The sequence below is a fragment of the Pseudomonas oleovorans subsp. oleovorans genome (assembly GCF_002197815.1).
Taxonomy (GTDB): domain Bacteria; phylum Pseudomonadota; class Gammaproteobacteria; order Pseudomonadales; family Pseudomonadaceae; genus Aquipseudomonas; species Aquipseudomonas oleovorans.
The window spans coordinates 1-25,402 of sequence record NZ_NIUB01000014.1; the positions used below are offsets into that span (position 1 = coordinate 1).

General features: G+C 61.3%; 21 protein-coding genes and 3 tRNA genes. 14 read left to right on the plus strand and 10 right to left on the minus strand.

What is annotated here, in order from left to right; all coding sequences use genetic code 11:
* Positions 1–637: 637 nt before the first annotated feature.
* Positions 638–1,096 (minus strand): pilin, encoded by a 459-nt coding sequence (locus PSOLE_RS10275; RefSeq protein ID WP_074856073.1) that lies wholly within the window; start codon positions 1,094–1,096, stop codon positions 638–640.
* A 225-nt stretch (positions 1,097–1,321) separates the two neighbouring features.
* Between PSOLE_RS10275 and pilB the strand changes: the two genes are divergently transcribed.
* The 5 genes from pilB to yacG all read left to right on the plus strand — a co-directional run bounded on the left by pilB (position 1,322) and on the right by yacG (position 6,207).
* Positions 1,322–3,025, plus strand: a complete 1,704-nt coding sequence (gene pilB / locus PSOLE_RS10280; RefSeq protein WP_074856075.1) for a type IV-A pilus assembly ATPase PilB — start codon at positions 1,322–1,324, stop codon at positions 3,023–3,025.
* A 2-nt stretch (positions 3,026–3,027) separates the two neighbouring features.
* Positions 3,028–4,245: a type II secretion system F family protein gene (locus PSOLE_RS10285; protein ID WP_074856077.1), complete on the plus strand. Its 1,218-nt coding sequence runs from the start codon at positions 3,028–3,030 to the stop codon at positions 4,243–4,245.
* A complete protein-coding gene (locus PSOLE_RS10290; RefSeq protein ID WP_115288479.1) occupies positions 4,246–5,115 on the plus strand; it encodes a prepilin peptidase in 870 nt (289 codons plus the stop codon).
* A gap of 292 nt (positions 5,116–5,407) precedes the next feature.
* On the plus strand, positions 5,408–6,016 hold the full coding sequence (gene coaE, locus PSOLE_RS10295; protein ID WP_074856079.1) for a dephospho-CoA kinase: 609 nt from the start codon (positions 5,408–5,410) through the stop codon (positions 6,014–6,016).
* Positions 6,013–6,207, plus strand: coding sequence for a DNA gyrase inhibitor YacG (gene yacG, locus PSOLE_RS10300; RefSeq protein WP_004425006.1), 195 nt, complete (start codon positions 6,013–6,015; stop codon positions 6,205–6,207). Before coaE ends, yacG begins: the two co-directional genes overlap by 4 nt.
* A 163-nt stretch (positions 6,208–6,370) precedes the next feature.
* Here yacG and PSOLE_RS10305 read toward each other — a convergent pair whose 3' ends face one another.
* The gene (locus tag PSOLE_RS10305; RefSeq protein WP_074856081.1) at positions 6,371–6,586 is read right to left on the minus strand and encodes a hypothetical protein; all 216 of its coding nucleotides are present in this window, start codon (positions 6,584–6,586) and stop codon (positions 6,371–6,373) included.
* A gap of 107 nt (positions 6,587–6,693) precedes the next feature.
* Positions 6,694–7,383, minus strand: coding sequence for an energy-coupling factor ABC transporter permease (locus PSOLE_RS10310; RefSeq protein ID WP_045734050.1), 690 nt, complete (start codon positions 7,381–7,383; stop codon positions 6,694–6,696).
* Between the two features lie 198 nt (positions 7,384–7,581).
* On the opposite strand from PSOLE_RS10310, the gene PSOLE_RS10315 reads away from it, so the two are divergent.
* From PSOLE_RS10315 to PSOLE_RS10330, 4 genes are all read left to right on the plus strand, one after another.
* Positions 7,582–8,211: a DUF1780 domain-containing protein gene (locus PSOLE_RS10315; RefSeq protein WP_074856084.1), complete on the plus strand. Its 630-nt coding sequence runs from the start codon at positions 7,582–7,584 to the stop codon at positions 8,209–8,211.
* Positions 8,208–8,762 (plus strand): MOSC domain-containing protein, encoded by a 555-nt coding sequence (locus PSOLE_RS10320; protein WP_074856086.1) that lies wholly within the window; start codon positions 8,208–8,210, stop codon positions 8,760–8,762. Before PSOLE_RS10315 ends, PSOLE_RS10320 begins: the two co-directional genes overlap by 4 nt.
* A gap of 223 nt (positions 8,763–8,985) precedes the next feature.
* Entirely contained in the window at positions 8,986–9,159 is a 174-nt protein-coding gene (locus tag PSOLE_RS10325; protein ID WP_074856088.1) for a DUF3094 family protein, read from the plus strand.
* A gap of 63 nt (positions 9,160–9,222) precedes the next feature.
* The gene (locus tag PSOLE_RS10330; protein ID WP_055984101.1) at positions 9,223–10,524 is read left to right on the plus strand and encodes an NAD(P)/FAD-dependent oxidoreductase; all 1,302 of its coding nucleotides are present in this window, start codon (positions 9,223–9,225) and stop codon (positions 10,522–10,524) included.
* A gap of 450 nt (positions 10,525–10,974) precedes the next feature.
* Here the strand turns inward: PSOLE_RS10330 and PSOLE_RS10335 are convergent.
* From PSOLE_RS10335 to PSOLE_RS10345, 3 genes are all read right to left on the minus strand, one after another.
* Positions 10,975–11,050, minus strand: a tRNA-Lys gene (locus PSOLE_RS10335).
* A gap of 5 nt (positions 11,051–11,055) precedes the next feature.
* Positions 11,056–11,132, minus strand: a tRNA-Pro gene (locus PSOLE_RS10340).
* A 9-nt stretch (positions 11,133–11,141) separates the two neighbouring features.
* Positions 11,142–11,217: transfer RNA gene (locus PSOLE_RS10345), tRNA-Asn, on the minus strand.
* Positions 11,218–11,423: 206 nt separating this feature from the next.
* Between PSOLE_RS10345 and PSOLE_RS10350 the strand changes: the two genes are divergently transcribed.
* Together PSOLE_RS10350 and PSOLE_RS10355 are read left to right on the plus strand one after the other, a co-directional pair.
* The gene (locus tag PSOLE_RS10350; protein WP_074856090.1) at positions 11,424–13,745 is read left to right on the plus strand and encodes a DUF1631 domain-containing protein; all 2,322 of its coding nucleotides are present in this window, start codon (positions 11,424–11,426) and stop codon (positions 13,743–13,745) included.
* 9 nt (positions 13,746–13,754) lie between these two features.
* A complete protein-coding gene (locus PSOLE_RS10355; protein ID WP_074856093.1) occupies positions 13,755–14,087 on the plus strand; it encodes a PilZ domain-containing protein in 333 nt (110 codons plus the stop codon).
* Positions 14,088–14,653: 566 nt separating this feature from the next.
* Here PSOLE_RS10355 and ettA read toward each other — a convergent pair.
* Positions 14,654–16,318: an energy-dependent translational throttle protein EttA gene (gene ettA / locus PSOLE_RS10360; RefSeq protein WP_074856095.1), complete on the minus strand. Its 1,665-nt coding sequence runs from the start codon at positions 16,316–16,318 to the stop codon at positions 14,654–14,656.
* Positions 16,319–16,769: 451 nt separating this feature from the next.
* Here ettA and PSOLE_RS10365 point away from each other — a divergent pair, with 451 nt between their 5' ends.
* Both PSOLE_RS10365 and glyA read left to right on the plus strand, forming a co-directional pair.
* On the plus strand, positions 16,770–20,975 hold the full coding sequence (locus PSOLE_RS10365) for an EAL domain-containing protein (protein WP_373855169.1): 4,206 nt from the start codon (positions 16,770–16,772) through the stop codon (positions 20,973–20,975).
* 135 nt (positions 20,976–21,110) lie between these two features.
* Positions 21,111–22,364, plus strand: coding sequence for a serine hydroxymethyltransferase (gene glyA / locus PSOLE_RS10370; RefSeq protein ID WP_004425032.1), 1,254 nt, complete (start codon positions 21,111–21,113; stop codon positions 22,362–22,364).
* A 62-nt stretch (positions 22,365–22,426) separates the two neighbouring features.
* Here the strand turns inward: glyA and PSOLE_RS10375 are convergent, their stop codons facing one another.
* Positions 22,427–22,933, minus strand: a complete 507-nt coding sequence (locus tag PSOLE_RS10375) for a DUF3015 domain-containing protein (protein WP_004425035.1) — start codon at positions 22,931–22,933, stop codon at positions 22,427–22,429.
* Positions 22,934–23,098: 165 nt separating this feature from the next.
* On the opposite strand from PSOLE_RS10375, the gene PSOLE_RS10380 reads away from it, so the two are divergent.
* Positions 23,099–23,470: a PilZ domain-containing protein gene (locus tag PSOLE_RS10380; protein WP_074856097.1), complete on the plus strand. Its 372-nt coding sequence runs from the start codon at positions 23,099–23,101 to the stop codon at positions 23,468–23,470.
* Between the two features lie 146 nt (positions 23,471–23,616).
* On the opposite strand, the gene PSOLE_RS24250 is transcribed toward PSOLE_RS10380, so the two are convergent.
* Positions 23,617–23,763 carry a hypothetical protein gene (locus PSOLE_RS24250; RefSeq protein WP_017678812.1) on the minus strand — a complete coding sequence of 49 codons (147 nt, stop codon included), beginning with the start codon at positions 23,761–23,763 and terminating at the stop codon, positions 23,617–23,619.
* A 247-nt stretch (positions 23,764–24,010) separates the two neighbouring features.
* Positions 24,011–25,369: a DNA repair protein RadA gene (gene radA / locus PSOLE_RS10385; RefSeq protein ID WP_004425041.1), complete on the minus strand. Its 1,359-nt coding sequence runs from the start codon at positions 25,367–25,369 to the stop codon at positions 24,011–24,013.
* Positions 25,370–25,402: the final 33 nt, after the last annotated feature.

The window sequence follows — 25,402 nt, forward strand, 5'->3', positions numbered from 1 at the left end:
CTCCAGAGAGCAAAACACCCCGCGCAAGGTAGGGCGTTCAGTGTTGCAATGGATATCGTGATTCGCGGTGAACGACGGATTACGCTTCGCTAATCCATCCTACGGAGTTGATCCGCCTTACCGGGTTAGACGGCCACGGAAATAGCTCAAGCCCCGGCAACATCAGGTAACCCGTAGGGCGCATTAGCCGCAGGCGTAATGCGCCGAACGAGAGCCGCACACCACAAACTCCAGAGAGCAAAACACCCCGCGCAAGGTAGGGCGTTCAGTGTTGCAATGGATATCGTGATTCGCGGTGAACGACGGATTACGCTTCGCTAATCCATCCTACGGAGTTGATCCGCCTTACCGGGTTACGGAGTTGATCCGCCTTACCGGGTTGGAGGATATGCGCGAAGCCGTAAGGCTCAGCGCCGGCTGCGCCAAACTCGAAGTCTAAGGCGGCATCAACGACAGCATCTTGCGCGTAATTGCGTAAAAAGGGAGTTGACATAAAAGCCCGATGCGGACGGTTACGCCACAAATCCCCCTTTGAAAATAAAAACACCCTACGAGAGCTAGGCTTTCGCAGGGTGTAAGGGCGGACGTTTTATATTGACAACCAATCAAAGACTGACCGCCCTCCAAGATCGCTAGGTTATGATTTGTCCGGAGCGGCGGAACTAGTGCAAGTCCCAGGCAACCAACTTGCCTTGGCTTTGGCACTAAGCAATGCAGTACAAGTCCACTCAGTTACAACACCTGAAGCTTTGAAGGCAGTGTCGGCAGGAACGACAGTTGGAGTCAATGTCAGTGTGATGCCTGCAACATCACCGGCACTCTCTACAGAAATTGCGCCTGCGGAGGATACGGAAAGAGAAGCTGCATACTTAGTTGCTTTGAAATCAGTACCGCAGCCAGCCGGACTAGTACCGAGCTGAGCATGCTCTGATACACAGGTACGTGCCGTACTGGCAGCCAGCATAACTTCACTTGTCTTAGCGCGAGCAGTGTAATCCTGATATGCCGGCAACGCGACAGCAGCAAGAATACCAATGATCGCAACCACGATCATCAATTCAATCAGGGTAAAACCCTTTTGCATTTGAGCTTTCATTCTCTAACTCTCCTAGAAATGGACAGGTCCAACGACCTGGTCACAGCAATGCATTCACCATGCCAAGTTTACACACCAGCCAAACCCGAATGCTCTGGCAGCCCCCTCACACAAAGCGACATCGCGCCTGATCACTAACTGACCTTTTTCGTCACTCCATAAAACGTGGTTTGGCACACGTCACCATCTAAGCTATAAGGCAGGCATTGAGTGTGGAGCCCCCCGATGAACGAAAGCGTATCCCTCTCCGGCCTGGCCAAGCAGATGGTGCTGGCCGAGCTGCTGGACGAAAAAGCCGCTCAACAGGCGCAACTGCAGGCCCAGCGCAACAAGCTGTCGCTGGTGACTTACCTGGTGCAGAACAAGCTGGTAAAAAGTCGTGCATTGGCAGAACTAGCCTCGGAGCAGTTCGGCGTTTCCTTTCTCGACCTCAACAGCCTCGACAAGGAAAGCCAGCCACGTGACCTGATCAGCGAGAAACTGGTACGCCAACATCGCGTGCTGCCGCTATGGCGTCGAGGTAACAAGCTGTTCGTTGCGCTTTCTGACCCGACCAATCACCAGGCCGTCACCGATGTGCAGTTCAGCACCGGCCTGACCACAGAAGCCATTTTGGTCGAGGACGACAAACTCGGCGATGCCATCGACAAGTTCTTCGACTCAGCCAACAGTGGTATGGAAGATCTGGCCGATGTCGACCTGGACGGCCTGGATGTTCAGGCAGTGGATGACGACAAGCAGATAAATGACGGCAACGCCGATGCTGACGATGCGCCCGTGGTGCGCTTCGTCAACAAGATGCTTTTGGATGCCATCAAGGGCGGCTCATCGGACCTGCACTTCGAGCCTTACGAAAAAGCCTATCGAGTGCGCTTTCGTACCGACGGTATCCTCCATGAGGTCGCTCGCCCGCCCATCCAGCTGGCGCCACGGATTTCCGCTCGCCTCAAGGTGATGGCCGCCTTGGATATTTCCGAGCGGCGCAAGCCGCAGGACGGCCGGATCAAGATGAAGATTTCCAAGACCAAGGCCATCGACTTTCGCGTCAACACCCTGCCCACCTTATGGGGCGAGAAGATCGTGATGCGGATTCTCGACCCTACTAGCGCGCAAATGGGCATCGATGCACTGGGTTATGAGGAAGAACAGAAAGAGCTGTATATGAACGCCCTGAAGCAGCCCCAGGGCATGATTCTGGTCACCGGCCCCACTGGCTCGGGAAAGACGGTATCGCTCTATACCGGCCTGAACATCCTCAACACACCAGATGTGAATATTTCCACCGCCGAAGACCCGGTGGAGATCAACCTGGAGGGCATCAACCAGGTCAACGTCAACCCCAAGCAGGGCATGGACTTTACCCAGGCGCTGCGCGCCTTTCTGCGCCAAGACCCGGACATCATCATGGTCGGGGAAATCCGCGATCTGGACACCGCCTCCATTGCCGTCAAGGCCGCACAGACCGGGCATATGGTGATGTCCACCCTGCACACCAACAGCGCTGCGGAAACCCTGACCCGCCTGCGTAATATGGGCGTACCCTCCTTCAACATCGCCACCTCGGTCAACCTGATCATCGCCCAGCGCCTGGCACGCAAGCTGTGCAATAGCTGCAAGAAGGAAGTGGACGTACCGCGCGAGACGCTACTGGCCGAAGGCTTCCCCGAGGACAAGATCGGCAGCTTCAAGATTTATGGCCCGGTGGGCTGTGAAAACTGCAAGGGCGGTTACAAAGGGCGTGTCGGTATTTATGAAGTGGTTAAAAACACGCCCAACCTGCAGCGGATTATCATGGAGGAAGGCAACTCCATCGATATTGCCGCGCAGATGCGTAAAGACGGCTTTAATGACCTACGCACCTCCGCTTTGCTCAAGGCCATGCAAGGGGTCACCAGCCTTGAGGAAGTCAACCGCGTAACCAAGGATTAACCATGGCGGAAAAAGCTCTAAAAACCAGTGTGTTCACCTGGGAAGGCAAGAACAAAAGCGGTGCCGTCGTCAAGGGGGAGCTCAGCGGGCAGAACCCGTCCTTGGTCAAGGCGCAACTGCGCAAACAGGGGATCAATCCGACCAAAGTACGCAAAAAGGGGGTGTCGCTCTTCAGCGCAGGCAAGAAGATCAAACCCATGGATATCGCCCTGTTTACCCGGCAGATGGCGACCATGATGAAAGCTGGCGTGCCACTGCTGCAGTCCTTCGACATCATCTCAGAGGGCTTCGACAACCCCAACATGCGCAAGCTGGTCGACGAGGTGAAGCAGGAGGTGGCTGCTGGTAACAGTTTTGCCGCCTCGCTGCGCAAGAAACCACAGTACTTCGATGAACTGTATTGCAACCTGGTTGAGTCTGGCGAACAGGCCGGTGCCCTGGAAAACCTGCTGGACCGAATTGCCACCTACAAAGAAAAGACCGAAGCGCTGAAGGCTAAGATCAAGAAGGCGATGAACTATCCAATCGCTGTTGTGGTGGTCGCCATCATCGTCTCAGCCATTTTGCTCATTAAAGTTGTACCGCAATTCGAGGAAGTTTTCGCCAACTTCGGCGCTGAACTACCTGCCTTTACGCTGATGGTAATAGGCATATCGCAATTTCTTCAGGAGTGGTGGTTCATTTTTCTGATTGCAATCATCGCCGCTGCCTTTGCATTCAAAGAAGCGATGAAGCGCTCGCAGAAACTGCGCGACTCGGTTGACCGTGGCGTACTGAAACTGCCAATCGTCGGCGACATTCTTTACAAATCTGCGGTAGCCCGCTTCGCACGCACACTATCAACGACTTTTGCCGCTGGCGTGCCACTGGTCGATGCGCTGGATTCGGTCTCCGGCGCCACCGGTAATGTGGTGTTTAAGAATGCGACCAACAAGATCAAAGCAGATGTATCTACCGGCATGCAGCTTAACTTCTCAATGCGCACCACCGGCACCTTCCCCTCCATGGCCGTGCAGATGACCGCTATTGGCGAAGAGTCTGGCTCGCTGGATGAGATGCTCGATAAGGTAGCGAGCTTCTATGAAGCAGAAGTGGACAACATGGTTGACGGCCTGACCAGCCTGATGGAACCCATCATCATGTCCGTACTGGGCGTACTGATCGGCGGCCTAATCATCGCCATGTACCTACCTATCTTCCAGCTGGGCGCCGTGGTTTAAATGCTTGCTATCGACTTTCTGGCCAGCCATGCGCTGGCCTTTGTTTTGTGTGCTCTGCTACTGGGCCTGCTGATTGGCAGCTTCCTCAATGTAGTGATCTATCGCCTACCGTTGATGCTGCAACGTGATTGGCAGAGTCAGGCGCGCGAGGTGCTGGAATTGCCGCCGGCACCAACCGCTCAGACCTTCAACCTGATCCTGCCCAATTCCTGCTGCCCACAATGCGGCCATGAGATCCGCCCCTGGGAGAACATCCCGGTCATTAGCTATCTGTTCCTGCGCGGCAAGTGTACGAACTGCAAAATCCCGATCAGCAAGCGTTACCCCATCGTTGAACTGGCCTGCGGGCTGCTTTCCGCTTACGTCGCCTGGCATTTCGGTTTCACCTGGCAGGCCGGAGCGATGCTGGTGCTGGCCTGGGGGCTGCTGGCGATGAGTCTGATCGATGCCGATCACCAGATTCTGCCGGATGTACTGGTGCTGCCGTTGCTGTGGCTGGGCTTGATCGTCAATTACTTCGGACTGTTCACCAGCCTTGAAGACGCCCTGTGGGGGGCGATTGCCGGTTATCTGAGCCTGTGGTCGGTGTACTGGCTGTTCAAGCTGATCACCGGCAAGGAAGGTATGGGTTACGGTGACTTCAAGCTGCTGGCGATGCTCGGGGCCTGGGGTGGCTGGCAGGTTCTGCCGCTGACCATTCTGCTGTCGTCGCTGGTCGGCGCGGTGCTAGGTGTGATTCTGCTGCGCATGCGTGGCAGCGATTCCGGCACGCCGATTCCCTTCGGCCCCTATCTGGCGATTGCCGGGTGGATCGCTCTGCTGTGGGGCGATGTGATTACCGGCAGTTATCTGAAGTTCGCTGGGTTTTGAGTCAAACAGCCATAGTTGCCCAAGTTGTAGGAGCCCCGCCCCGGGGCGAAGCTTTTGAATTTAGCGCTGCCCCTCAGCACCATTCGCCGCGGGGCGCGGCTCCTACAGGGTTTGAGCTAACCCAGCGACACTCGTCATTCCTGCGAAAGCGGGAGTCCAGGAGTTATCCTGACTCCACGAGCTGGGTCCCCGCCTTCGCGGGGATGACGGATCGCGGTACACGCGGTTCGCATCATCCAGCAATCCCCCCTACAATCGCGGCCTTGAGCAGTAACGAGACCGCATTGGCGTTATGAAACCCTGGATACTCGGCCTGACTGGTGGCATTGGCAGCGGCAAGAGCGCGGTGGCGCAAGGCTTTATCGAACGTGGCGTGCACGTGGTGGACGCCGATCATGCGGCGCGCTGGGTGGTCGAGCCAGGGCGTCCGGCGCTGGCCAGGATCGTCGAGCATTTCGGCGCGGGCGTACTGCAAGCCAATGGCGAGTTGGACCGCGCCGCACTGCGCAAGCTGATATTTGCCGACCCCGAGCAGCGCCGCTGGCTGGAAAGTCTGCTGCACCCGCTGATCGGTCAGGAGATCGTTCAGGTGCTGGCGCGCGCAGAATCGCCCTATGCCATTCTGGTGTCGCCACTACTGGTCGAGTCCGGCCAGCGGCAGATGACCCAACGCATATTGGTCGTCGACACGCCTGCCGAGTTGCAGGTGCAACGCACCATCGCGCGCGACCAGAGTTCGGAAGAACAGGTTCGCGCCATCATGCAGGCCCAGGCCAGCCGCGAAGAGCGCCTGCGCCATGCTCACGACGTGCTGGTCAATGATCGTGATATGGCCTGGCTGGACGCGGAGGTCGAGCGCCTGCACAACTTCTATCTGACCCTGCGTGGAGGCCAGCCATGACCATTACCGTTCAATGCCCAACCTGTAGCGCACCCGTCGAGTGGAAAGCCGAAAACACCTACCGCCCCTTCTGCTGCGAGCGCTGCAAGCTGATCGATCTGGGCGCCTGGGCCGCTGAAGAGCATGCGATTCCCGGCAATGACCTGGAAGACGAGATGTTCAGCGGCGACCTGCCGACACGGCCACATTGATTACAGGCCTGGAAAGAGCCGATTGGCTCGTCTCTCGCTACCACTCTTGGCGACGAGGAAAGCATCGTGACTAGCGCAGCTTGTCCGTAGGAGCCCGCTTGCGGGCGATCAAGTACAAGAGCATCGCCAGCAAGCCGGCTCCTACAGGTTGCTATGCAGCTTTCTATGGCCGCATAAAAGCGTAGTCGCGGTCATCGTCGAGGTTGTCGGCGAGAAACTGCAGTTCGTGCGCCAACTCCCGGGGATCACGCAGCGCCCTGCTCCGCTGTACGACCTCCGACAGCAGCGCACGCAGTGCCACAACAGGCTCATGACCCTGCACTTCGGCGTCATGCAAATCGTCCTGAACAGCGTTTCTTGCCCAGCTGTGAATACTCATGTTCAAGTCTCTCGGAGGCGTTTCTCACAGCATGGCGGCAGGCCCGTTTCAGATATTGACGGGGATCAATCCGCTCGCCGCCATTCAATCAGGCAATAAAGCGTCATTCACTCGCCGTGATCACCCTCCTTCCAGGGCGCCTGCAGATAGCGGCTGCGGTTGAAGGTTTCCAGCCAGTCCGGGTAGAACACCACCAACGCGGTGACGATGGTGCCGTTGATAAAGGCCTCGGGGAACGCCACCAGCCACAGGTAGCCGGCAAAGTCGTCCAGCCAGGGCGGCATGGGGAACAGCCCGTCCATCCACAACAGCGCGAGGCCACCGAGCAGCGTCATCAGCGTAGCCAGCGCTGCCGGGAAGAAACCGCAGAAGAAGATGTAGACGAACAGGTTACGCGGCTGCGCGCGCTCGACACGGATTGCGCACAGCTCGGTGACCAGCACCGGAATCAGCACCAGCAGCACGCCGTTGATGCCGAGCGAGGCCAGGTCCATGCGACCGATAGCCAGCAGACCAAGCTGCGCAGCCAGGCCCGCCAGCACGGCAAGTGGCCAGTCGAGCAGCAGGGTTACGGCGGTCATACCGATGAAGTGGTAGGAAAGCCCGGAGTCGAAATCGCGGCGCACCAGCCACAGCAGAAACAGCGCGAGCATGGTGCCGAACAGCAGATGCTGGCGGCGCAGGTCACTGAACAGTTCGACCCAGGGCGCCCGTGTTATCGCCCAGAGCAGCGCCAGCCCGTAGACCAGCCAGCCGCCCAGCAAGGTGGAGAACGCCAGCAGGTTGGAAGCGATCATGCGCGCACACCCTCTCCTTCATTTATTGCCATGCCCGGCAGTCTACACCGGTACTCGGATTTGATTTTGCCGGCAGAGCAGCTGCCCTGCCATTGATCGACAACAGCCAAAAAAACCCTGCTGGATTTCCGCGCTCACCGGAACGACCGAGGCTGCAGGCACTGGCATGCGGGTAAGCGCTGCGGCTAAGCTTCAGACATGGACGATTCCGATTATCTGCGCTTACTTACGCACCAGGCCGAACAGGCCAATGCCTTCCTCTCCAACGCGAAGAAATGGGAGCGTGAGCGTTGGGTCTGTCAACGCCTGCTGCAAGCGCTGAACGTGCGCCATCACAGCGATGACTTCACGCCCAGTGGCCAGGAGCCGCCGGACGTACTGTTTCGCGATGCCAATTTCGAAGTGTTCTTCGTTCTCGATGAGGGCCGGCGCCTCAATGACGAGTGGCGCGCCGAGCTGGAGCGTCGCCGCAGCGCCTTTTCCCTCAGCCAACTGGTCAGGCGCGAAGCGCGCCCCAAACGTATTCCAGCCAGCGAGATGCAGGCGCGTCTGGCGCCGACCTTGCGCAAGAAGGCGCATAACTATCACGAGCGTGGCATCGACCTCGGCGAACTCGATCTGGTCGCCTTCGTCAGCCTCAAGCGCGCTGTGCTCGACTGCAACAGCCACTTCCCGCCGCCCACCGAATATCTGCGCCAGGGCTGGCGCTCGCTGTCGCTGGTTGGCCCGCGCTTCGCCCGCGTGCTGTTCGCTCACCCGGATGCTCCGGATTTTCTGCGGCAGAACCTCGGGCGCAGCCTGCTGTTCGATATTGGTATCGGCCTGTGAGCCCATTGCAGGAATTGCTCGCCGACGTACCGCAAGTCGGTCAGGTGCGCTGGCTGGGTGTACGCCCCAGACCACGTGAGGCGATGCTCGAAGTCGAGGCCGTGGAAGCCCGCCGCGACGCCGGCCTGACCGGCGATCACAGCCGCCCCGGGCCACGCAATGCACGCCAGGTCACGCTGATTCAGTGGGAGCACCTGGCCGTGGTTGCCGCCTTGCTCGGCCGCGATGCGCCCATGCAGCCCAGCGAGCTGCGCCGCAATATCGCGGTCGCCGGCATCAATCTGTTCAGCCTCAAGGGCCGGCGCTTTCGCATCGGCCAGGCGCTGCTGGAAACCACCGGCTGGTGCCAACCCTGCGCCCGCCTGGAGGAACGTCTCGGTCGCGGCACCTTCCAGGCCATGCGCGGCCATGGCGGCATTACCGCTCGTGTGATCGAGGGCGGCATCATCCGCCTGGAGGACGCCGTAAGCGCGGAATCCCTCGAAACGATATCTGACCCGCTGGACAACGACGCTCGCCAAGGCTGGCGGGCACGCCTAGCAGGCCGTTGAAAAACGTAGGCGACGACTGCATGGATGCAGGAGGTAGAGCGAAGCAGGAAGCCCGAGCCGAGGCAGCCAATGCAAGGCAAAAAAAGGCGAAAAACGGTCGGAGTCGCGCTCGACTTTACGAGCTGTAAATGAGCATTTTGAGCCTGTTTTTAACGCAGCAGTGGCAACGCAGATAGTTTTTCAACAGCCTGCTAAGATAGCCGCATTCAAGCAGAGGCCCCCCATGACCAGTCGCCTGAGCCCCGAAGACCAACAGAAAGTCGACCAATACCTGAGCGCACCGCAGCATCAGGTTGAACGTCAGCCGTTTCGCGTTTGGCGTCTGCTGGCGCTGGTCGTGGTCGTGACCATTGGCCTGGGCCTGCTGAGCCGCTTGCTGAGTCGACTGGTGCTATGAGCTGCCTTGCGCTCGCCCTCTCGCACTCACACCGTCTTTTTCAAAGCCTTGTGAGCAATATCCATGTCCCATCGCATCGTGATTGTCGGCGGCGGCGCCGGCGGTTTGGAGCTGGCCACCCGCCTTGGTAGAAAACTGGGCAAGAGTGGCGCTGCCCGGATCATTCTGGTCGACGCCAACCTCACCCACATCTGGAAGCCCCTGCTGCACGAAGTGGCCGCCGGCTCGTTGAACTCCTCGGAAGACGAACTGAACTACGTGGCCCAGGCCAAGTGGAACCATTTCGAGTTCCAGCTCGGGCGCATGTCCGGCCTCGACCGTACCAGCAAGAGCATCACCCTGGCACCGACGCTGGATGACGATGGCCAGGTACTGATGCCTGAACGCCGCATCACCTACGACAGCCTGGTCATTGCCGTTGGCAGCACCACCAATGACTTCGGCACGCCTGGTGCCGCCGAGCACTGCATTTTCCTCGACACCCGCGCGCAGGCCGAGCGCTTCCATCGCCGCATGCTCAGCCACTACCTGCGTGCACATGCCAGCGAGAACGAATACGGTTCGAAGATCGATATCGCCATCGTCGGCGCCGGTGCCACCGGGGTCGAGCTGGCAGCAGAACTGCACCACGCGGCCAAGCAGTTGGTCGCCTATGGCCTAGACCGCATTCGCCCCGAAGACATGCGCATCACCCTGATCGAGGCCGGGCCGCGTGTGCTGCCTGCTCTGCCCGAGCGCATCGCACGGCCGGTGCATCAGACCCTGGAGAAGCTCGGCGTCACCGTGCTGACCGGTGCGGCTGTCAGCGAAGTGACTGCCGACGGCCTGAAAACCGCCGACGGCAACTTCATCCCGGCCAGCCTGAAAGTCTGGGCTGCCGGCATTCGCGCCCCCGGTTTTCTCAAGGATCTCGACGGCCTGGAGAGCAACCGCATCAACCAGCTGCAGGTTCGTCCGACCCTGCAAACGACGCTCGATGACGACGTATTCGCCTTCGGCGACTGCGCAGCCTGTCCGCAGCCAGGCACTGAGGGCCGCAACGTGCCGCCACGCGCCCAGGCAGCGCATCAGCAGGCATCGCTGCTGGCCAAGTCACTACGCTTGAAGATCAGCGCCCAGCCACTGCCGGAATACCGCTATCGCGATTACGGCTCGCTGATCTCGCTGTCGAGCTTCTCCGCGGTGGGTAACCTGATGGGCAACCTGACCGGCAGCGTCATGCTCGAAGGCTGGCTGGCACGGGTGTTCTACGTGTCGCTGTATCGCATGCACCAGATGGCCCTGTATGGCGTACCACGCACCTTGCTGCTGATGCTCAGCGACCGTATCGGGCGCAGCACCGAGCCACGCCTGAAGCTGCACTAGAAGCGACCCAATAGGTAACTGTAGGAGCGGCGACCCGCCGCGAACCTGGGCGGCGCGGCTGGAAAAGCTTCGCCCCGAGGCGGGGCTCCTACGAAAGGCTGTTCGCATCAGCCACCCAAGGCCTGCCGATCCCCCTCTCCCCCGGCCCCTCTCCCGCAAGCGGGAGAGGGGAGACAAGCACGCAGCGCAATTCCAGTCTTGTAGGGTGGGCCGGGCGGCGATCCGCTTCAGCCCACGTCGACCGCTGGTGGGCTAAAGCCCACCCTACGAGCTGAAGCGCCCGTAGGAAAAAATGTTGGCATTCCCCTTTGCGAGACAGCCGATCGCCCGTGGTGCGTATGACGCACCTGTGCGAACCGGCCAGCGTGGCCGGGACAATGCGAGACGGCCCAGACGCGCGTGAGGCGCAGAAACGAACAAGCCCGCACTAGGCGGGCTTGTTCGTTGTAGTGGTGGGTCGTGTAGGATTCGAACCTACGACCAATTGGTTAAAAGCCAACTGCTCTACCAACTGAGCTAACGACCCAAATATGGTCGGGGTAGGGGGATTCGAACTCCCGACATCTTGCTCCCAAAGCAAGCGCGCTACCGGACTGCGCTATACCCCGATTGGAAGTTGGCTCCGCGACCTGGACTCGAACCAGGGACCCAATGATTAACAGTCATTTGCTCTACCGACTGAGCTATCGCGGAACTTCGGTCTTCCAGCTCTGCTGCGCTTTGGCTTTCGCTTTACCGCTTCAGAGGCGCGCCATTTTACGTAGCAAAATTTCCCTGTCAACCCCTGCAAACTGCTTTTACGACAATGCTTTGCAGACAAGCCATGGACTACTATATGTTTCATCGAACTGTGGCACGACGCAGGACGCGCCAGCCGAAGACGCCAGCCAGGACAGTCCATGAGCAACCAGGACAAGCCCCCCATTCATCCCAAGGTGGTTAGCCTCGCCAGCCGCGGTATACAGCCGCGTTTCAGCGATCTGGTACAAGCCTGCCGTAAGCTGGTGATGAATCGCCTGGCGGAGCATTTGAGCGGTGTATTCGGCCAAGTCGATGACACCCTGTTCGAGTGCGCCGAGAAAGCCGAGAACAACAAGGTGCAGACGTTGTTCTTCGACAACATGCGCGAGATCCGCCGCCAGCGTCCACAGATCGAGCGCAGCTACCACCAGGCCATCGCCAACAATTTTTCCGATTTCCTCGACGGCAAGCTGCAGGATCAGACACCGGCCGAAATGGACCCCGAGCAATTGGCCCTGGTGCAGAACGAGGATTACGAAGAAACCCTACAAGTCACCAATATGGTCAGCCGGGTCAAGGCACGCTGCACCCAGCCGCTATTCGCTCTGGAGCAACGCCTGGCGCTGCTCAACAATGGTCAGAAGCTCGGCGAGGACAGCAACCCCTTCGGCCCACAGGCCATTGCCCAGGCGTTTCGCGATGCGCTGGCGCCCTGCCCCTTCCCACTGCAGATCAAGACCATCCTCTACATGCTCTTCGATCGCCATGTGATGCAGAGCCTCGATTCACTCTATGGCGCACTCAACCAGCGCCTGATCGATGCCGGCGTGCTGCCCAACCTCAAGTACAGCGCACAGATCAATCAAAGCGTCAGCCGCCCCGATGCGCCAGCGCCAGAAGCCCCGACGCCCCAACAAGCAGCGGGCAGACCGGGCACGACGCCAGCGCCCGTAGAACCGGCGCTGTTCGATCTGGATCTCAGCGCACCGCCGCCGAGCGATCCGGGCGCGCTGTTCAGCGGCCTGTCCAGCCTGCTCGGCGAGCACCGCCAGAGCCACCCGGACGCCCCGCTGCTGGGCGGTACACGGAGCATCGTCAGCTTCTCTCCGCGCGAGGCCAGCCGCACCTACAGCGCCAGCGAGTTACTCGCTGCGCTCAACCGCATGCAACAGCAGTCAGCCCACGAACTGACCCAGCGCCTGCATCAACCGCAGGCCGTTGAAGGCCTCAAGGCCGACCTGCAGCAGCAACTGGAATCGCACAGCAGCCTGCCGGGCGACAGCAAGGTGTCCGATCAGGAAGCCGACGTGATCGACCTGGTTGGCATGCTGTTCGACTTCATCCTCGATGACGAGAACCTGCCGGACGCCTGCAAGACAGCGCTGTCGCACCTGCATACGCCCTATCTGAAAATCGCGCTGCAGGACAAGGCGCTGTTCACCCAGCACCACCATCCGGCGCGGCGCCTGCTCAACACCATGGCCCAGGCCGGTGTGCTGTACGGCAACGAGGGCGACGAACGCGGCCTGCTGGCCAAGATGCAGTGGGTGGTCGAACGGGTGATTCACGGTTTCAGCGGTGATCTGGGGCTGTTCGACAGCCTGATCGAGGAGTTCAACGAATACGTCGAAACCCTGCGCCACAAGGTCGAGCTGCGCGAACGCCGCGCAGTCGAGGCAGCCAAGGGCCGTGATCGCCTACTGGGGGCTCGCGAGCAGGCACTCGAGGTGATTCAGCGATGCATCGGGCAGCGCAATCTACCGACAATCATCCGCAACTTCCTCGAGCTGACCTGGGCCGATGTACTGGTTTTCGTCCTGCTGCGCCATGGCGAGCAAAGCTCGGAATGGAAGCGCTCCTGCGAAGTGGCCGAGCAGCTGGCCTGGAGCGGCACGCCGCTGAACGAGGCCGAGGCGTTGCAATTGCAGGAGCAGCGCGTGCCGATGCTCAGCGACCTGCGCAAGGGCCTGGAATTGCTCGGCGGCTATCACGAAGACGGCATCCGTCGCCTGCTGCAGGACCTAGTGGCCTGCCAGCATGCGGTGCAAGCCAAACAACCACAGTTGGCCGCACAGCTCAAACCCACCCTGCCAGAAAGCCCCTTGGGCGCAATGCTCGGCGAGGATGCCGATCTGGCTCGCCAGGCACCTTCGCGCAGCAAGCTATCGGCACGCGCACAAGCCCTGGCCAAGGAGTTGGCCAGCGTCGAGTTCGGCACCTGGTTCGAGTTCGTCGAGGGCGGCAAGAGCCGCGCGCTCAAGCTTTCCTGGTTCAGCCCGACCACGCACAACTACATGTTCGTCGACCACAGTGGCCAGCGCGTGGCGATCAAGCCGCTGACCCTGCTGGCCAGCGAGATGGAAAAGGGCCTGGCCCGCATCGTGACACCCGAACGCGCGGCGCCCCTGGTGGATCGCGCGCTGACTGCCATTTACCGTGTGCTGCAGCGTTTCACCGGGCGCACGGCCGAACCCCGCTGAGGACTTTCCATGGAAGAGCGTCGCCTACACAGCCGCCATGGCACCGAAATGCAGCTGGAGGTCTTCGACCTCAACAGCGGCCAGCGCCTGGGCCGGATAGTCGACCTGTCTGCCGATGGCTTCATGCTGTTCAGCGACACCCCCCATACCGCCGACGCGGTGCTGGAATGCCGCCTGGTGTGCACCTCAGGTAGCGATGCGGTACAGGAAGTGCGTCTGGGCGCCGATTGCCTGTGGAGCCGCCCCGGCGCCGACGGCCAGCATTGTTGGGCCGGCTTTCACATCATCGATCTGGCCGAGGATCAGGCCAAAGCGCTGGAGAGCCTGCTGGCCAGGCTTTGAGGGCACCAAACCTACACCAACGAAAAAGCTGATGCCAATCAGATAAGCACTATAAGGCGGTCTTGCGTGGGAGCCCCGCCCCGGGGCGAAGCTTGTGGATTTGTGCTGAACGCATGATCGATTCGCCGCGAGGCGCGGCGCCTACAGATACGTAGTGCTCTTTCGAGCGACACACACGCCGAACGGATAGGCGTTCCGCCCCGGGGCGAAGCTTTTCGTGTCCCCCGGTTCGCGGCGGGGCGCCGCTCCTACAGAGAGCCTGTACCCGCAACGAAAAACGGAGCCCGCAGGCTAATGCTGATCAGATAAGTTCGTCACCATCCCCTCCTACTTGCAGTAGAGGGGGCGCTTTTCGTAGGAGCCAGCTTGCTGGCGATGCTTTTTATGGCGGATCGCCGGCAAGCCGGCTCCTACAAAAATCGAGTGCAACGGCTTAACTGACTGGCATTAGCCCGCAGGCTCCGTTTTTTCATCCCGGCGTAACACCGGGATATCGCATGGTGGGTTACGCGGCGCACTCTGCTCGTGCAACCAGCCAATTACGTGCCTGGCGCCGCTAACCCACCCTACGCCAGCTTCTTGTAACGCACGCGGTGCGGCTGCGCGGCGGCATCGCCCAGGCGTTTCTTGCGGTCGGCTTCGAACTCGGTGTAGTTGCCTTCGAAGAAGTTGACCTTGCCATCGTCCTCGTAGGAGAGAATGTGCGTGGCGATACGGTCGAGGAACCAGCGATCGTGGGAAATCACCACGGCGGCGCCCGGGAAATCCAGCAGCGCCTCTTCCAGCGCACGCAGGGTTTCCACGTCGAGGTCGTTGGACGGTTCGTCGAGCAGCAGCACGTTGCCGCCCTGCTTCAGGGTCAACGCCATGTGCAGACGCCCACGCTCACCGCCGGAGAGGTCCTTGACGAACTTCTGCTGGTCGGCGCCCTTGAAGTTGAAGCGCCCGACATAACCACGCGACGGCACCTCGTAGTTGCCGACCTTGATCATGTCGAAGCCATCGGAAATCTGCTCCCACACGGTCTTGTTGCCGTCGAGCATGTCGCGGCTTTGCTCGACGCTGGCGATCTGTACGGTTTCGCCGATCTCGATGGTGCCGGAATCCGGCTGCTCCTTGCCGGTGATCATGCGCAGCAGGGTCGATTTACCCGCACCGTTACCGCCGATCACGCCGACGATGGCGCCTTTGGGGATGCTGAAGGACAGGTCGTCGATCAGCACGCGGTCGCCGAAGGACTTCGACACGTTGTGGAAGTCGATGACCTTGTCGCCCAGGCGCGGGCCGGCCGGGATGTAGATCTCGTTGGTCTCGCTGCGCTTCTGGAATTCCTGCGACTGCATCTCCTCGAAGCGCTGCAGACGTGCCTTGGACTTGGACTGGCGTGCCTTGGCACCCTGGCGTACCCACTCCAGTTCGGCCTTCATCGCCTTGGCGTGCGATGCCTCGGCCTTGGCTTCCTGAGCCAGACGGTTGGCCTTCGACTCCAGCCAGCCGGAGTAGTTGCCCTCGTAGGGGATACCGTGGCCGCGGTCGAGTTCGAGAATCCAGCCGGCGACGTTATCGAGGAAGTAACGGTCGTGAGTAATCGCTACCACTGTGCCGGGGAAATCGTGCAGGAAGCGCTCCAGCCAGGCCACCGAGTCGGCGTCCAGGTGGTTGGTCGGTTCGTCCAGCAGCAGCATGTCGGGCGCCGACAGCAGCAGGCGGCACAGCGCCACGCGGCGCTTCTCGCCACCGGACAGGTGTTCGATCTTGGCATCCCATGGCGGCAGGCGCAGGGCGTCGGCGGCCACTTCCAGCTGGCGCTCGAGGTTGTGGCCGTCGGAGGCTTGCAGGATGGCTTCGAGCTTGGCCTGCTCGGCAGCCAGGGCGTCGAAGTCGGCATCCGGCTCGGCGTAAGCGGCGTAGACCTCGTCAAGACGGGCCTGGGCCTGCTTGATCTCGCCTACCGCCTCTTCGACGATGTCGCGCACCGTCTTGCTCGGGTCGAGCTGCGGCTCCTGCGGCAGGTAGCCGACCTTGATCCCCGGCATCGGACGGGCCTCGCCGTCGATCTCGGTGTCGACGCCGGCCATGATGCGCAGCAGCGTGGACTTACCGGCACCGTTGAGGCCCAACACGCCGATCTTGGCGCCTGGGAAGAATGACAGGGAGATGTCCTTGAGAATTTCACGCTTCGGCGGGACAACCTTGCTGACCCGATGCATGCTGTAGACGTACTGAGCCATGGAGAACCTGACTGGTGAGAATTGGGAGCTGGAAACGGCGCGCCATGCAGGTCGCGTGAAAACATGATGAATGCGTTGAGGGGCTATGTTCGCGTTAGCTGTTGTACACCCTGTAGGAGCGGATTTATCCGCGAAATTCGCGGCTGAAGCCGCTCCTACCGAAAAGCCAGGGTCGTTAACGTGCGCTAGCCATCAGTTTTCACACCACTTACGTGTACGCAATGTGCAGAGACCTTAGCCCCTGCGGTGGCGAACGCCAAGTACCGCGCGGACAGTTCACGCGCGCGGCGCAAAACTACCGGAATGTGCGTGACAGGGCAAACCTACGTTCGTCGGCGCAGCTGGCACTTGGCCACGTTTGCAGGCATTCTAGCCGGCTCGCGCGAGCGCAGGCATGCCCGCGCGTCTCAACGCTTAAAATAGCCCAGCACTGGCTGCAGGTTCACAGAACGTGTCGACTCCCTCATCCCTGCCTTCCTCCTCCCCGGGCGAGTCGCGCGCAGCATTGCGCCGTGCACTGGTGGTGCTGGTGCTGGCGATGCTGGGATTGCTGGCCTGGCAGCTGACCCAGGAATACCGCCAGTTGCTCGATAGTCAGAAGCAACTGAGCCAGGGTTACAGCGCCCAACTGGCCAAGCACCTGAGTCTGAACATGCGCCTCAAGGCGCAGGCGGGCCAGGCGATGCTGCAAAGCAGCCCTGCGCGCGCTGGCGACGGCAGCGAATTGGTCACGGCATTGCGCAGCATCTTCCCGACCGTCAACAGTGTGGCCTGGCTCGATGCCAACGGGCAGTTGCTGGCCGACAGCGCCAGCGAGTCGCGCGACCTCAGCTTCATTCGCAACCAGCAGCAACGCAGCGGCGCGGCGCCCTATCACTTCGCCTTCAGCGCACTGGACGGCGGCGCGCTCTACCTGCTGCTGCGTCAGCCTGACGACAGTCACCGAGTATTGCGCATGCGCACCAGTGCGTTGCGCGGCTGGCTGCGCGAGCAGCACCAGAGCGAGCACGACTGGTTGCTCGAAGATCTGCTCAGTCACCGCGTGATAGCACGTGCCGATGACCTGCAACAGGCTGGCGGTATCATCGCGCCGGTTACTGCGGCAGAACAGGCACAAAGCCTGGAACTGATCGCCCTGCCCGGCAGCGACTGGCAACTGCGCGCCCTGTTCGATGCAGAACGCGCCGGCAACGAGCTGATGCCGACCCTGGCCGGCAAGTTCCTGCTGTTCGCGCTGTGCAGCCTGCTTACCCTGCTGGCCCTGTACGGCCTGCAACGCGAGCAGCGCAGCCTGCAGCGCCTGAATAGCGAAACACGCCGCTCGCTGCGCCAGGCCGCCAGCGCGCTCGGTGCCGTCGAAGAACGCATTCTGGTGACCCAGGCCGATGGCAAGGTGCGCTACCTGAACCCGCAGGCCGAAGCGCTGTTCGGGGTTCCCAGCAACGTGGCCGGGGAACTCCATCTGCTTGATCTGCTGCCCGATCTCGACCCGCTGCTGCTCAACAGTCCACAACTGAGCAGCGATCTGGGACCGGAGCTGATCAGAGTCGAAAGCGAGGGGCGCGAGCGACTGTTCGCCGTGACCCGTAGCGATATCAGCGAGGTCGGGCGCCATGCCGGTTACGTCTGGGTGCTGCGCGATGTGACCGATGAACAGCAGGCCATGCGCGTACTGCAGGAAACCCGCAGGCGCTATCAGGATATCTTCGAGGGCACCGGCGTGGCCCTGTGCGTCCTCGATCTCTCCGGCATGCGCAGCCTGCTGCTGCAGCACAAGCTGCGTGACGAAGCCGGCCTGCAGCGCTGGCTGCGTGCCGATAGCGCACACCAGGAGCAGCTGATCGAGCACCTGCACCTCACCGAAGCCAATCAGGTGGCGCTCAACCTGCTCGGGGTGAAGAGTACCGAGCAGGCCTGGCAGCAACTGATCGACAACGGCCCGGTGCAGCTCGACGATCTGCGTTACCGCCTGGCCGTGGCCGTGCTCGAAGGCCCCAACCTGATGGAGCTGGAAACCCAGCTGGTCACCGCACAAGGCTTGCAGCGCCACGTCTGGCTGGTGCTACGCCTGCCGGAAATGCTCCAGGACTATCAGGCCGTCACCCTGAGCATCAGCGACATCACCAGCCGCAAGCGCATCGAGCTGTCGCTGATCGAGCGTGAGCGCTTCTGGTCCGAGGTGGTTCGCTCGGTCCCCGACCTGCTCTACGTGCATGACATGCAGAACCGGCAGGTGCTGTTCAGCAACCACAGCCTCGGATTGCAGCTGGGCTATAGCGTCAGCGAGCTCAAGGCGATGGCCGGCGACTTCTGGGAGCAGGTACTGCACCCGGACGACAGCGAATACTACTGGCGCATTCGCAACCTGCAGAAAGTGGTCGGCAACGGCCTGCTGCTGGAATCGGTGCTGCGCTGGCGTCACCGCGACGGTCAGTGGCGCTGGTTCAGCATCCGTGAGCAGGCGCTGGCGCGCGATGATCGCGGGCGCGTCAGCCGCCTGATCGGCTTGGCCAAGGACATTACCGAGCAAATCGAGCGCAACCAATCGCTGCGTGACAGCGAGCAACGCTACCGTCTGCTGGCGGAAAGCATCAGCGACGTGATCGTCTCCACCGATGACAGCCTGAACCTGAACTACGTCAGCCCGTCGGTGGAAGCCATGCTCGGTTACGACGCCGAATGGGTGACAACCAACGGCCTGCAAGGCCTCGCGGCCAACCCGCAGCAGCTCGCCAGCCTCTACCAGCTGCTCGAGCGGATTCGCGATTCGCTCGGCGAGCGTGACCGCCTCGAGCGTCTGCGCGAGGAGCTGCCAGATCAGCTGTTCGTCTTCGACTGCCTGCGCGCCGACGGCCACAAGATCCCGGTGGAGCTGCGCCTGGTGCTGATGTGGGACGAGAACGGTCGCTTCGGAGGCATCCTCGGCGTTGGCCGCGACATCAGCCAGCAACGCCGCGCGGAAAAAGACCTGCGCATGGCCGCCACGGTATTCGAGCACTCCACCGCAGCGATTCTGGTGACCGACCCGGCCGGTTACATCGTTCAGGTCAACAAGGCCTTCAGCCGCGTCAGTGGTTATTCCGCCGGCCAGGTGCTCGACCAGCTTCCCGGCATGCTCACCGCCGACCGCCAGCAGGCGGCGCACCTGCAGTACATCCTCGGCCAGCTCAATCAGCGCGGCAGCTGGGAGGGCGAGGTGTGGCTCAAACGCAAGGGTGGCGAAAACTTCCCGGCCTGGGTCGGCATCACCGCGGTGCATGACGAGGAAGGCGACCTGGTCAGCTACGTGTGCTTCTTCAGCGACATCAGCGAACGCAAGGCCAGCGAACAGCGCATCCATCGCCTGGCTTACTACGACGCCCTGACCCATCTGCCCAACCGCACCCTGTTCCAGGATCGTCTGCACAGCGCCCTGCAGCATGCCGAACGGCATGACGAATGGGTGGTGCTGATGTTCCTCGACCTCGACCGCTTCAAGCCGATCAACGACTCCCTCGGTCACGCCGCCGGCGACCGCATGCTCAAGGACGTGGCCGTGCGCCTGTCGGCCTGCGTCGACGGCGACGACACCGTGGCACGCATGGGCGGCGACGAGTTCACCCTGCTGTTGCAGCCGCGTGCCACCCGTGAGGGCGCGTTGAATCGCGCCATTCATGTCGCCGAGCAGATTCTCTCCAGCCTGGCGCGCCCTTTTGTCCTCGAAGGACGCGAATTCTTCGTCACCGCCAGTATCGGTATCGCCCTCGCCCCGCAGGACGGTAACGAGCTGAGCCAACTGATGAAGAACGCCGACACTGCGATGTATCACGCCAAGGAACGCGGCAAGAACAACTTCCAGTTCTACCAGGCCGACATGAACGCCAGCGCCCTGGAACGCCTGGAACTGGAAAGCGACCTGCGCCACGCCCAGGAGCAGGGCCAGTTCGTGCTGTACTACCAGCCGCAATTTTCCGGCGACGGCTGCCGCCTGACCGGCGTCGAGGCACTGCTGCGCTGGAGTCACCCGATACGCGGCCTGGTACCGCCGGATGAATTCATCCCGGTGCTGGAGGAGCTCGGTCTGGTGGTGCAGGTCGGTGAGTGGGTACTGGAGGAAGCATGCCGGCAGCTCAAGGCCTGGCATGAGGAAAAGATCCGCATCCCCAAGATCTCGGTCAACCTGTCGGCCCGGCAGTTCGCCGAAGGCGATCTGACGACGCGCATCGCCGCCATTCTGACCAGAACCGAGGTGCCTCCGGCCTGCCTGGAAGTGGAGCTGACCGAAAGCATCCTGATGCGCGACGTGGACAGCGCAATGCAGACCCTCAGCGAACTCAAGCACCTGGGCCTGTGCATCGCCGTGGATGATTTCGGCACCGGTTACTCGTCGCTGAACTACCTCAAGCAGTTCCCTATCGACGTCTTGAAGATCGACCGCAGCTTCGTCGACGGTCTGCCGGACGGCGAACAGGATGCGCAGATCGCCCGCGCCATCATCGCCATGGCACACAGCCTGAACATGATGGTGATCGCCGAAGGCGTGGAAAGCCATGCGCAGCTGGACTTCCTGCGCGAACACGGCTGTGACGAGGTACAGGGCTACCTACTGGGCAGGCCCATGCCTGCACGTCAGCTCACGGCCCAGTTCAGCGGCGCAGCGCTGTTCATCCTCAGTTGACGGGCGAGCCCTGGGCCCAACTCAGCATGAAGGCCATTTGTCAGGCCCATGACCGACCTTCATATGCCTGAATGCGACCTTTGCGGTAGAATCCGCCCCCTCTTTCTACCGCCCAGCTGATTTCAGGGGACCGCCATGTTCAGCCGTGATTTGACCCTCGCTCGTTATGACGCCGAACTCTTTGCCGCGATGGAGCAGGAAGCCCAGCGCCAGGAAGAGCACATCGAGCTGATCGCCTCGGAAAACTACACCAGCCCGGCGGTGATGGAAGCCCAGGGTAGCGTGCTGACCAACAAGTACGCCGAAGGCTATCCGGGCAAGCGTTACTACGGTGGTTGCGAGTACGTCGACGTGGTCGAGCAACTCGCCATCGACCGCGCCAAGGAGCTGTTCGGCGCCGACTACGCCAACGTCCAGCCGCATTCCGGCAGCCAGGCCAACAGCGCCGTGTACATGGCCCTGCTCAACGCCGGCGACACCGTGCTGGGCATGAGCCTGGCCCACGGCGGCCACCTGACCCACGGTGCCAGCGTCAGCTTCTCCGGCAAGATCTACAACGCCGTGCAGTACGGCATCAACGACCAGGGCCTGATCGACTACGACGAAGTCGAGCGCCTGGCCGTCGAGCACAAACCGAAGATGATCATCGCCGGCTTCAGCGCCTACTCGCAGGTACTGGACTTCCCGCGTTTCCGCGCCATCGCCGACAAGGTCGGTGCCTACCTGTTCGTCGACATGGCCCACGTGGCCGGCCTGGTCGCTGCGGGTCTGTACCCGAACCCGGTGCCGTTCGCCGACGTGGTTACCACCACCACGCACAAGACCCTGCGCGGCCCGCGCGGCGGTCTGATCCTGGCGCGCAAGAACGAAGAGCTGGAGAAGAAGTTCAACTCCGCGGTATTCCCGGGCGGCCAGGGCGGCCCGTTGGAGCACGTCATCGCCGCCAAGGCGGTGTGCTTCAAGGAAGCGCTGCAACCTGAGTTCAAGGCTTACCAGGCACAGGTGATCAAGAACGCCCAGACCATGGCCCAGGTGTTCATCGACAACGGCTACGACGTGGTCTCCGGCGGCACCGAGAACCACCTGTTCCTGCTCTCGCTGATCAAGCAGGACATTACCGGCAAGGATGCTGACGCTGCCCTGGGCCGCGCCTTCATCACCGTCAACAAGAACAGCGTACCGAACGATCCGCGTTCGCCGTTCGTCACCTCCGGCCTGCGTATCGGCACCCCCGCCGTCACCACTCGCGGCTTCAAGGAAGACGAGTGCCGTCAACTGGCAGGCTGGATCTGCGACGTACTGGCCAACATCGGCAATGATGAAGTCGAAGGCCGCGTGCGTGAGCAGGTCAAGGCGCTGTGCGCGAAGTTCCCGGTATACGGCAACTGATACGCTGTCTGAAATGAACAAGCCCGCCAAATTGGCGGGCTTGTTTTTGCCGGGGATTAATCTCAGGCCGGCTGTTTCACGTAGCGCGCCAGTTGCGCGTCACGGCTCATCACCTCGAGCGTGGCTGCCAGCACCTGCTCACTGGTGGCGTCGGCTTTGCTGAAGATGCTGCCGAAGTTGTCGTGAGTGACCTTGGCGAAGTGCGCACGATCCTGAGCCTCCACGCCCAGCAAGGTAGCGTAGGCGTCCAGCGCTTCGCCCTGGCCCATGGCCATGTCTTCGGCAATCGAATCGAGCATGCCATTCATTGCCAGCATGGAGCGACCGTTGTAACCCAGCGCGCCGCTGGTATCGCAGCCGTTGGTACCGGAAGTCATGCCGAAGGTGGCATTACCCGAGGTGCCGTTGGTAGTGGTGGCCAGGAAGTGCGGGGCCATGCCGCGCTGCCCTTCGAACAGCATGTTGCCCCAGCCGCAGCCATTACCGCCCGCAGCATCGGCAAACGCACCAACACTGGCCATGCTCAACAGACCGAAGACCAAACCTTTACCCAGCAGTCGCTTGCTCATATGTGTCGCTCCGCAATATTGAGTAATAAAAACTACACAAGGAGCTTTGGCGAAACTTGGCCACCTGTCAAACTGGTGTGTCTCAGCTGTGCGCTGCGACACAGCGGCAAAGCACGGGGCCGTCAGCCTTGGCTATAGTGATGTAAATCCTTCAGGAGTATGGGCATGAGTGAATCAGCCAACGAGCGTCGGCGCTTTCAGCGCATCGCCTTCGACGCCCCCACCGTCATCGCTCAGGGTGAGCGACAATGGTCGGCAGCTCTGCACGATATCTCTCTCAAGGGCCTGCTGATCAAGACCCCGCGCGACTGGAACGGGGACCCGAACCAGCCCTTCGAAGCCCTTATCGAACTGGGGGACGAAGCCAAGGTGAAGATGGAAGTGGTACTGACGCGCACCCAGCCGCAGTCGCTCGGCTTCGTCTGTCGGCATATCGACCTGGAATCGATCAGCCACCTGCGCCGCCTGATCGAGCTCAATCTTGGTGATGAGCAACTGCTGGAACGTGAACTGGCGGCATTGGGCGAAGACGACTAGGTTCTATACGAAAAGTCGTCGAGCGAAGGTCAGGCGAGGCAAAAACCGGTGAGGAAGCGCAGTTTACGAGTGGTAAATGAGCATTCCGAACCGGTTTTTAACGAAGCATCACCGAGCGCAGGCACTTTTCGTACAGAGCCTAGCAGTCAGTGGCGCAAGCAGGCAGCCTCTGCCTGTTCACGACGCTGGCGACGCGCCTGAATACGCTGCGCCTGACGACGCGCATCGCGCGACTCAATGGCCTTGGCGTCGAAGTTGAAAGCCCGGGAAAAGAAATCGAAGAACAGGAACATGATGGCGTCTCCTTCAGTGGATACGCCTTCATGCTGCGCGTCGATAGCCTGCTACTTATTGACCTCGGTCAATTTTCGACCCGCCCCACTCGCGGCAGAACGCCGCAGCCGATACAAAGACGTAGCTCGGATGGACCTGTAGGAGCCGGCTTGCCGGCGATGCTTTTATCGATGATCGCCCGCAAGCGGGCTCCTACAGTTGGTACATGTGCAGGTACAGCAGGAAGGGTTTTAGCCGCGACTTTAGTTACTCGAAAAGCGCATCCAGCGCCTGTTCCAGGCGCGTGACGGCTACTATCTGCAAACCCGGCGGTGCTTCCTTGGGGGCATTGCCCTTGGGCACGATGGCGCGCTTGAAACCATGCTTGGCCGCCTCCTTCAGACGCTCCTGACCGCTCGGCACCGGACGAATCTCGCCGGACAGACCAATCTCGCCGAACACCAGCAGGTCATGTTGCAGCGGCCGGTTGCGCAGGCTGGAGATCACCGCCGCCATCAGTGCCAGGTCGGACGCCGTTTCCAGCACCTTGACCCCGCCAACCACGTTGAGGAACACGTCCTGGTCATAGGTCGGAATGCCGCCGTGGCGGTGCAGTACCGCCAGCAGCATGGCCAGGCGGTTCTGATCCAGGCCCAGGGTGACGCGGCGCGGATTGCCCAGATGACTGGTGTCGACCAGCGCCTGCACCTCCACCAGCATCGGTCGCGAGCCTTCCCAGGTAGCCATCACCACGCTGCCGGGCACGGCCTCCTGCGCGCGGGTGAGGAAGATCGCCGAGGGATTGGAGACTTCCTTCAGGCCCTTGTCGGTCATGCCGAACACACCCAGTTCGTTGACCGCGCCGAAACGGTTCTTCACCGCCCGTAGCAGGCGCAGGCGACCGTCGGACTCACCCTCGAAATACAGCACGGTGTCGACCATGTGCTCCAGCACGCGCGGGCCGGCCAACGCGCCCTCCTTGGTGACGTGGCCGACGAGAAAGATCGCCGTGCCGCTCTGCTTGGCGAAGCGCACCAGCAGCGCCGCACTCTCGCGCACCTGGGCCACGCCGCCTGGCGCCGACTGCAGTTGCTCGGTGAAGATGGTCTGGATCGAGTCGATGACCATGACCTTGGGTTTTTCCTGGCGGGCGGTGGCGATGATCGATTCGATGCAGGTTTCGGTCATCACCTTGAGCTTGTCCTGCGGCAGATCCAGCCGCCGCGCACGCATGGCCACCTGCTGCTGCGATTCCTCACCGGTGACGTAAAGGGCGGGAAAACGCGTGGCGATATTGCACAGGGTCTGCAGCAGGATGGTCGACTTGCCGATGCCTGGATCGCCACCGATCAGCACCACCGAGCCATCCACCAGGCCGCCACCGAGCACCCGATCCAGTTCACCGGAAGCGGTGGAAAAACGCGGAATTTCCTCGACACTGACCTCAGCCAGGGTCTTGATATTGGCCTTGTCGCCGGCCCAGCCAGTGCGCCCACTGGGCGTGGCGCCCTCGACCACGGTTTCGACCAAGGTATTCCAGGCGCCACACTCCACACACTGCCCTGCCCATTTGGGGAAGTTGGCGCCGCACTCGGTGCAGCCGTACATGCGTTTTGCCTTGGCCATTGCGATCAATCCTGCCGCTGAACGAAGGCTGGA

Excerpts from the sequence above, each read along its gene's own strand:
- PSOLE_RS10380 (WP_074856097.1), top strand. The coding sequence starts at position 23,099 with ATGAGTGAATCAGCCAACGAGCGTCGGCGCTTTCAGCGCATCGCCTTC.
- glyA (WP_004425032.1), top strand. The coding sequence starts at position 21,111 with ATGTTCAGCCGTGATTTGACCCTCGCTCGTTATGACGCCGAACTCTTT.
- PSOLE_RS10350 (WP_074856090.1), top strand. The coding sequence starts at position 11,424 with ATGAGCAACCAGGACAAGCCCCCCATTCATCCCAAGGTGGTTAGCCTC.
- pilB (WP_074856075.1), top strand. The coding sequence starts at position 1,322 with ATGAACGAAAGCGTATCCCTCTCCGGCCTGGCCAAGCAGATGGTGCTG.
- PSOLE_RS10325 (WP_074856088.1), top strand. The coding sequence starts at position 8,986 with ATGACCAGTCGCCTGAGCCCCGAAGACCAACAGAAAGTCGACCAATAC.
- ettA (WP_074856095.1), bottom strand. The coding sequence starts at position 16,318 with ATGGCTCAGTACGTCTACAGCATGCATCGGGTCAGCAAGGTTGTCCCG.
- PSOLE_RS10355 (WP_074856093.1), top strand. The coding sequence starts at position 13,755 with ATGGAAGAGCGTCGCCTACACAGCCGCCATGGCACCGAAATGCAGCTG.
- PSOLE_RS10310 (WP_045734050.1), bottom strand. The coding sequence starts at position 7,383 with ATGATCGCTTCCAACCTGCTGGCGTTCTCCACCTTGCTGGGCGGCTGG.
- radA (WP_004425041.1), bottom strand. The coding sequence starts at position 25,369 with ATGGCCAAGGCAAAACGCATGTACGGCTGCACCGAGTGCGGCGCCAAC.
- PSOLE_RS10375 (WP_004425035.1), bottom strand. The coding sequence starts at position 22,933 with ATGAGCAAGCGACTGCTGGGTAAAGGTTTGGTCTTCGGTCTGTTGAGC.
- PSOLE_RS24250 (WP_017678812.1), bottom strand. The coding sequence starts at position 23,763 with ATGTTCCTGTTCTTCGATTTCTTTTCCCGGGCTTTCAACTTCGACGCC.
- PSOLE_RS10285 (WP_074856077.1), top strand. The coding sequence starts at position 3,028 with ATGGCGGAAAAAGCTCTAAAAACCAGTGTGTTCACCTGGGAAGGCAAG.
- PSOLE_RS10275 (WP_074856073.1), bottom strand. The coding sequence starts at position 1,096 with ATGAAAGCTCAAATGCAAAAGGGTTTTACCCTGATTGAATTGATGATC.
- PSOLE_RS10290 (WP_115288479.1), top strand. The coding sequence starts at position 4,246 with ATGCTTGCTATCGACTTTCTGGCCAGCCATGCGCTGGCCTTTGTTTTG.
- PSOLE_RS10330 (WP_055984101.1), top strand. The coding sequence starts at position 9,223 with ATGTCCCATCGCATCGTGATTGTCGGCGGCGGCGCCGGCGGTTTGGAG.
- PSOLE_RS10315 (WP_074856084.1), top strand. The coding sequence starts at position 7,582 with ATGGACGATTCCGATTATCTGCGCTTACTTACGCACCAGGCCGAACAG.
- coaE (WP_074856079.1), top strand. The coding sequence starts at position 5,408 with ATGAAACCCTGGATACTCGGCCTGACTGGTGGCATTGGCAGCGGCAAG.
- PSOLE_RS10305 (WP_074856081.1), bottom strand. The coding sequence starts at position 6,586 with ATGAGTATTCACAGCTGGGCAAGAAACGCTGTTCAGGACGATTTGCAT.
- yacG (WP_004425006.1), top strand. The coding sequence starts at position 6,013 with ATGACCATTACCGTTCAATGCCCAACCTGTAGCGCACCCGTCGAGTGG.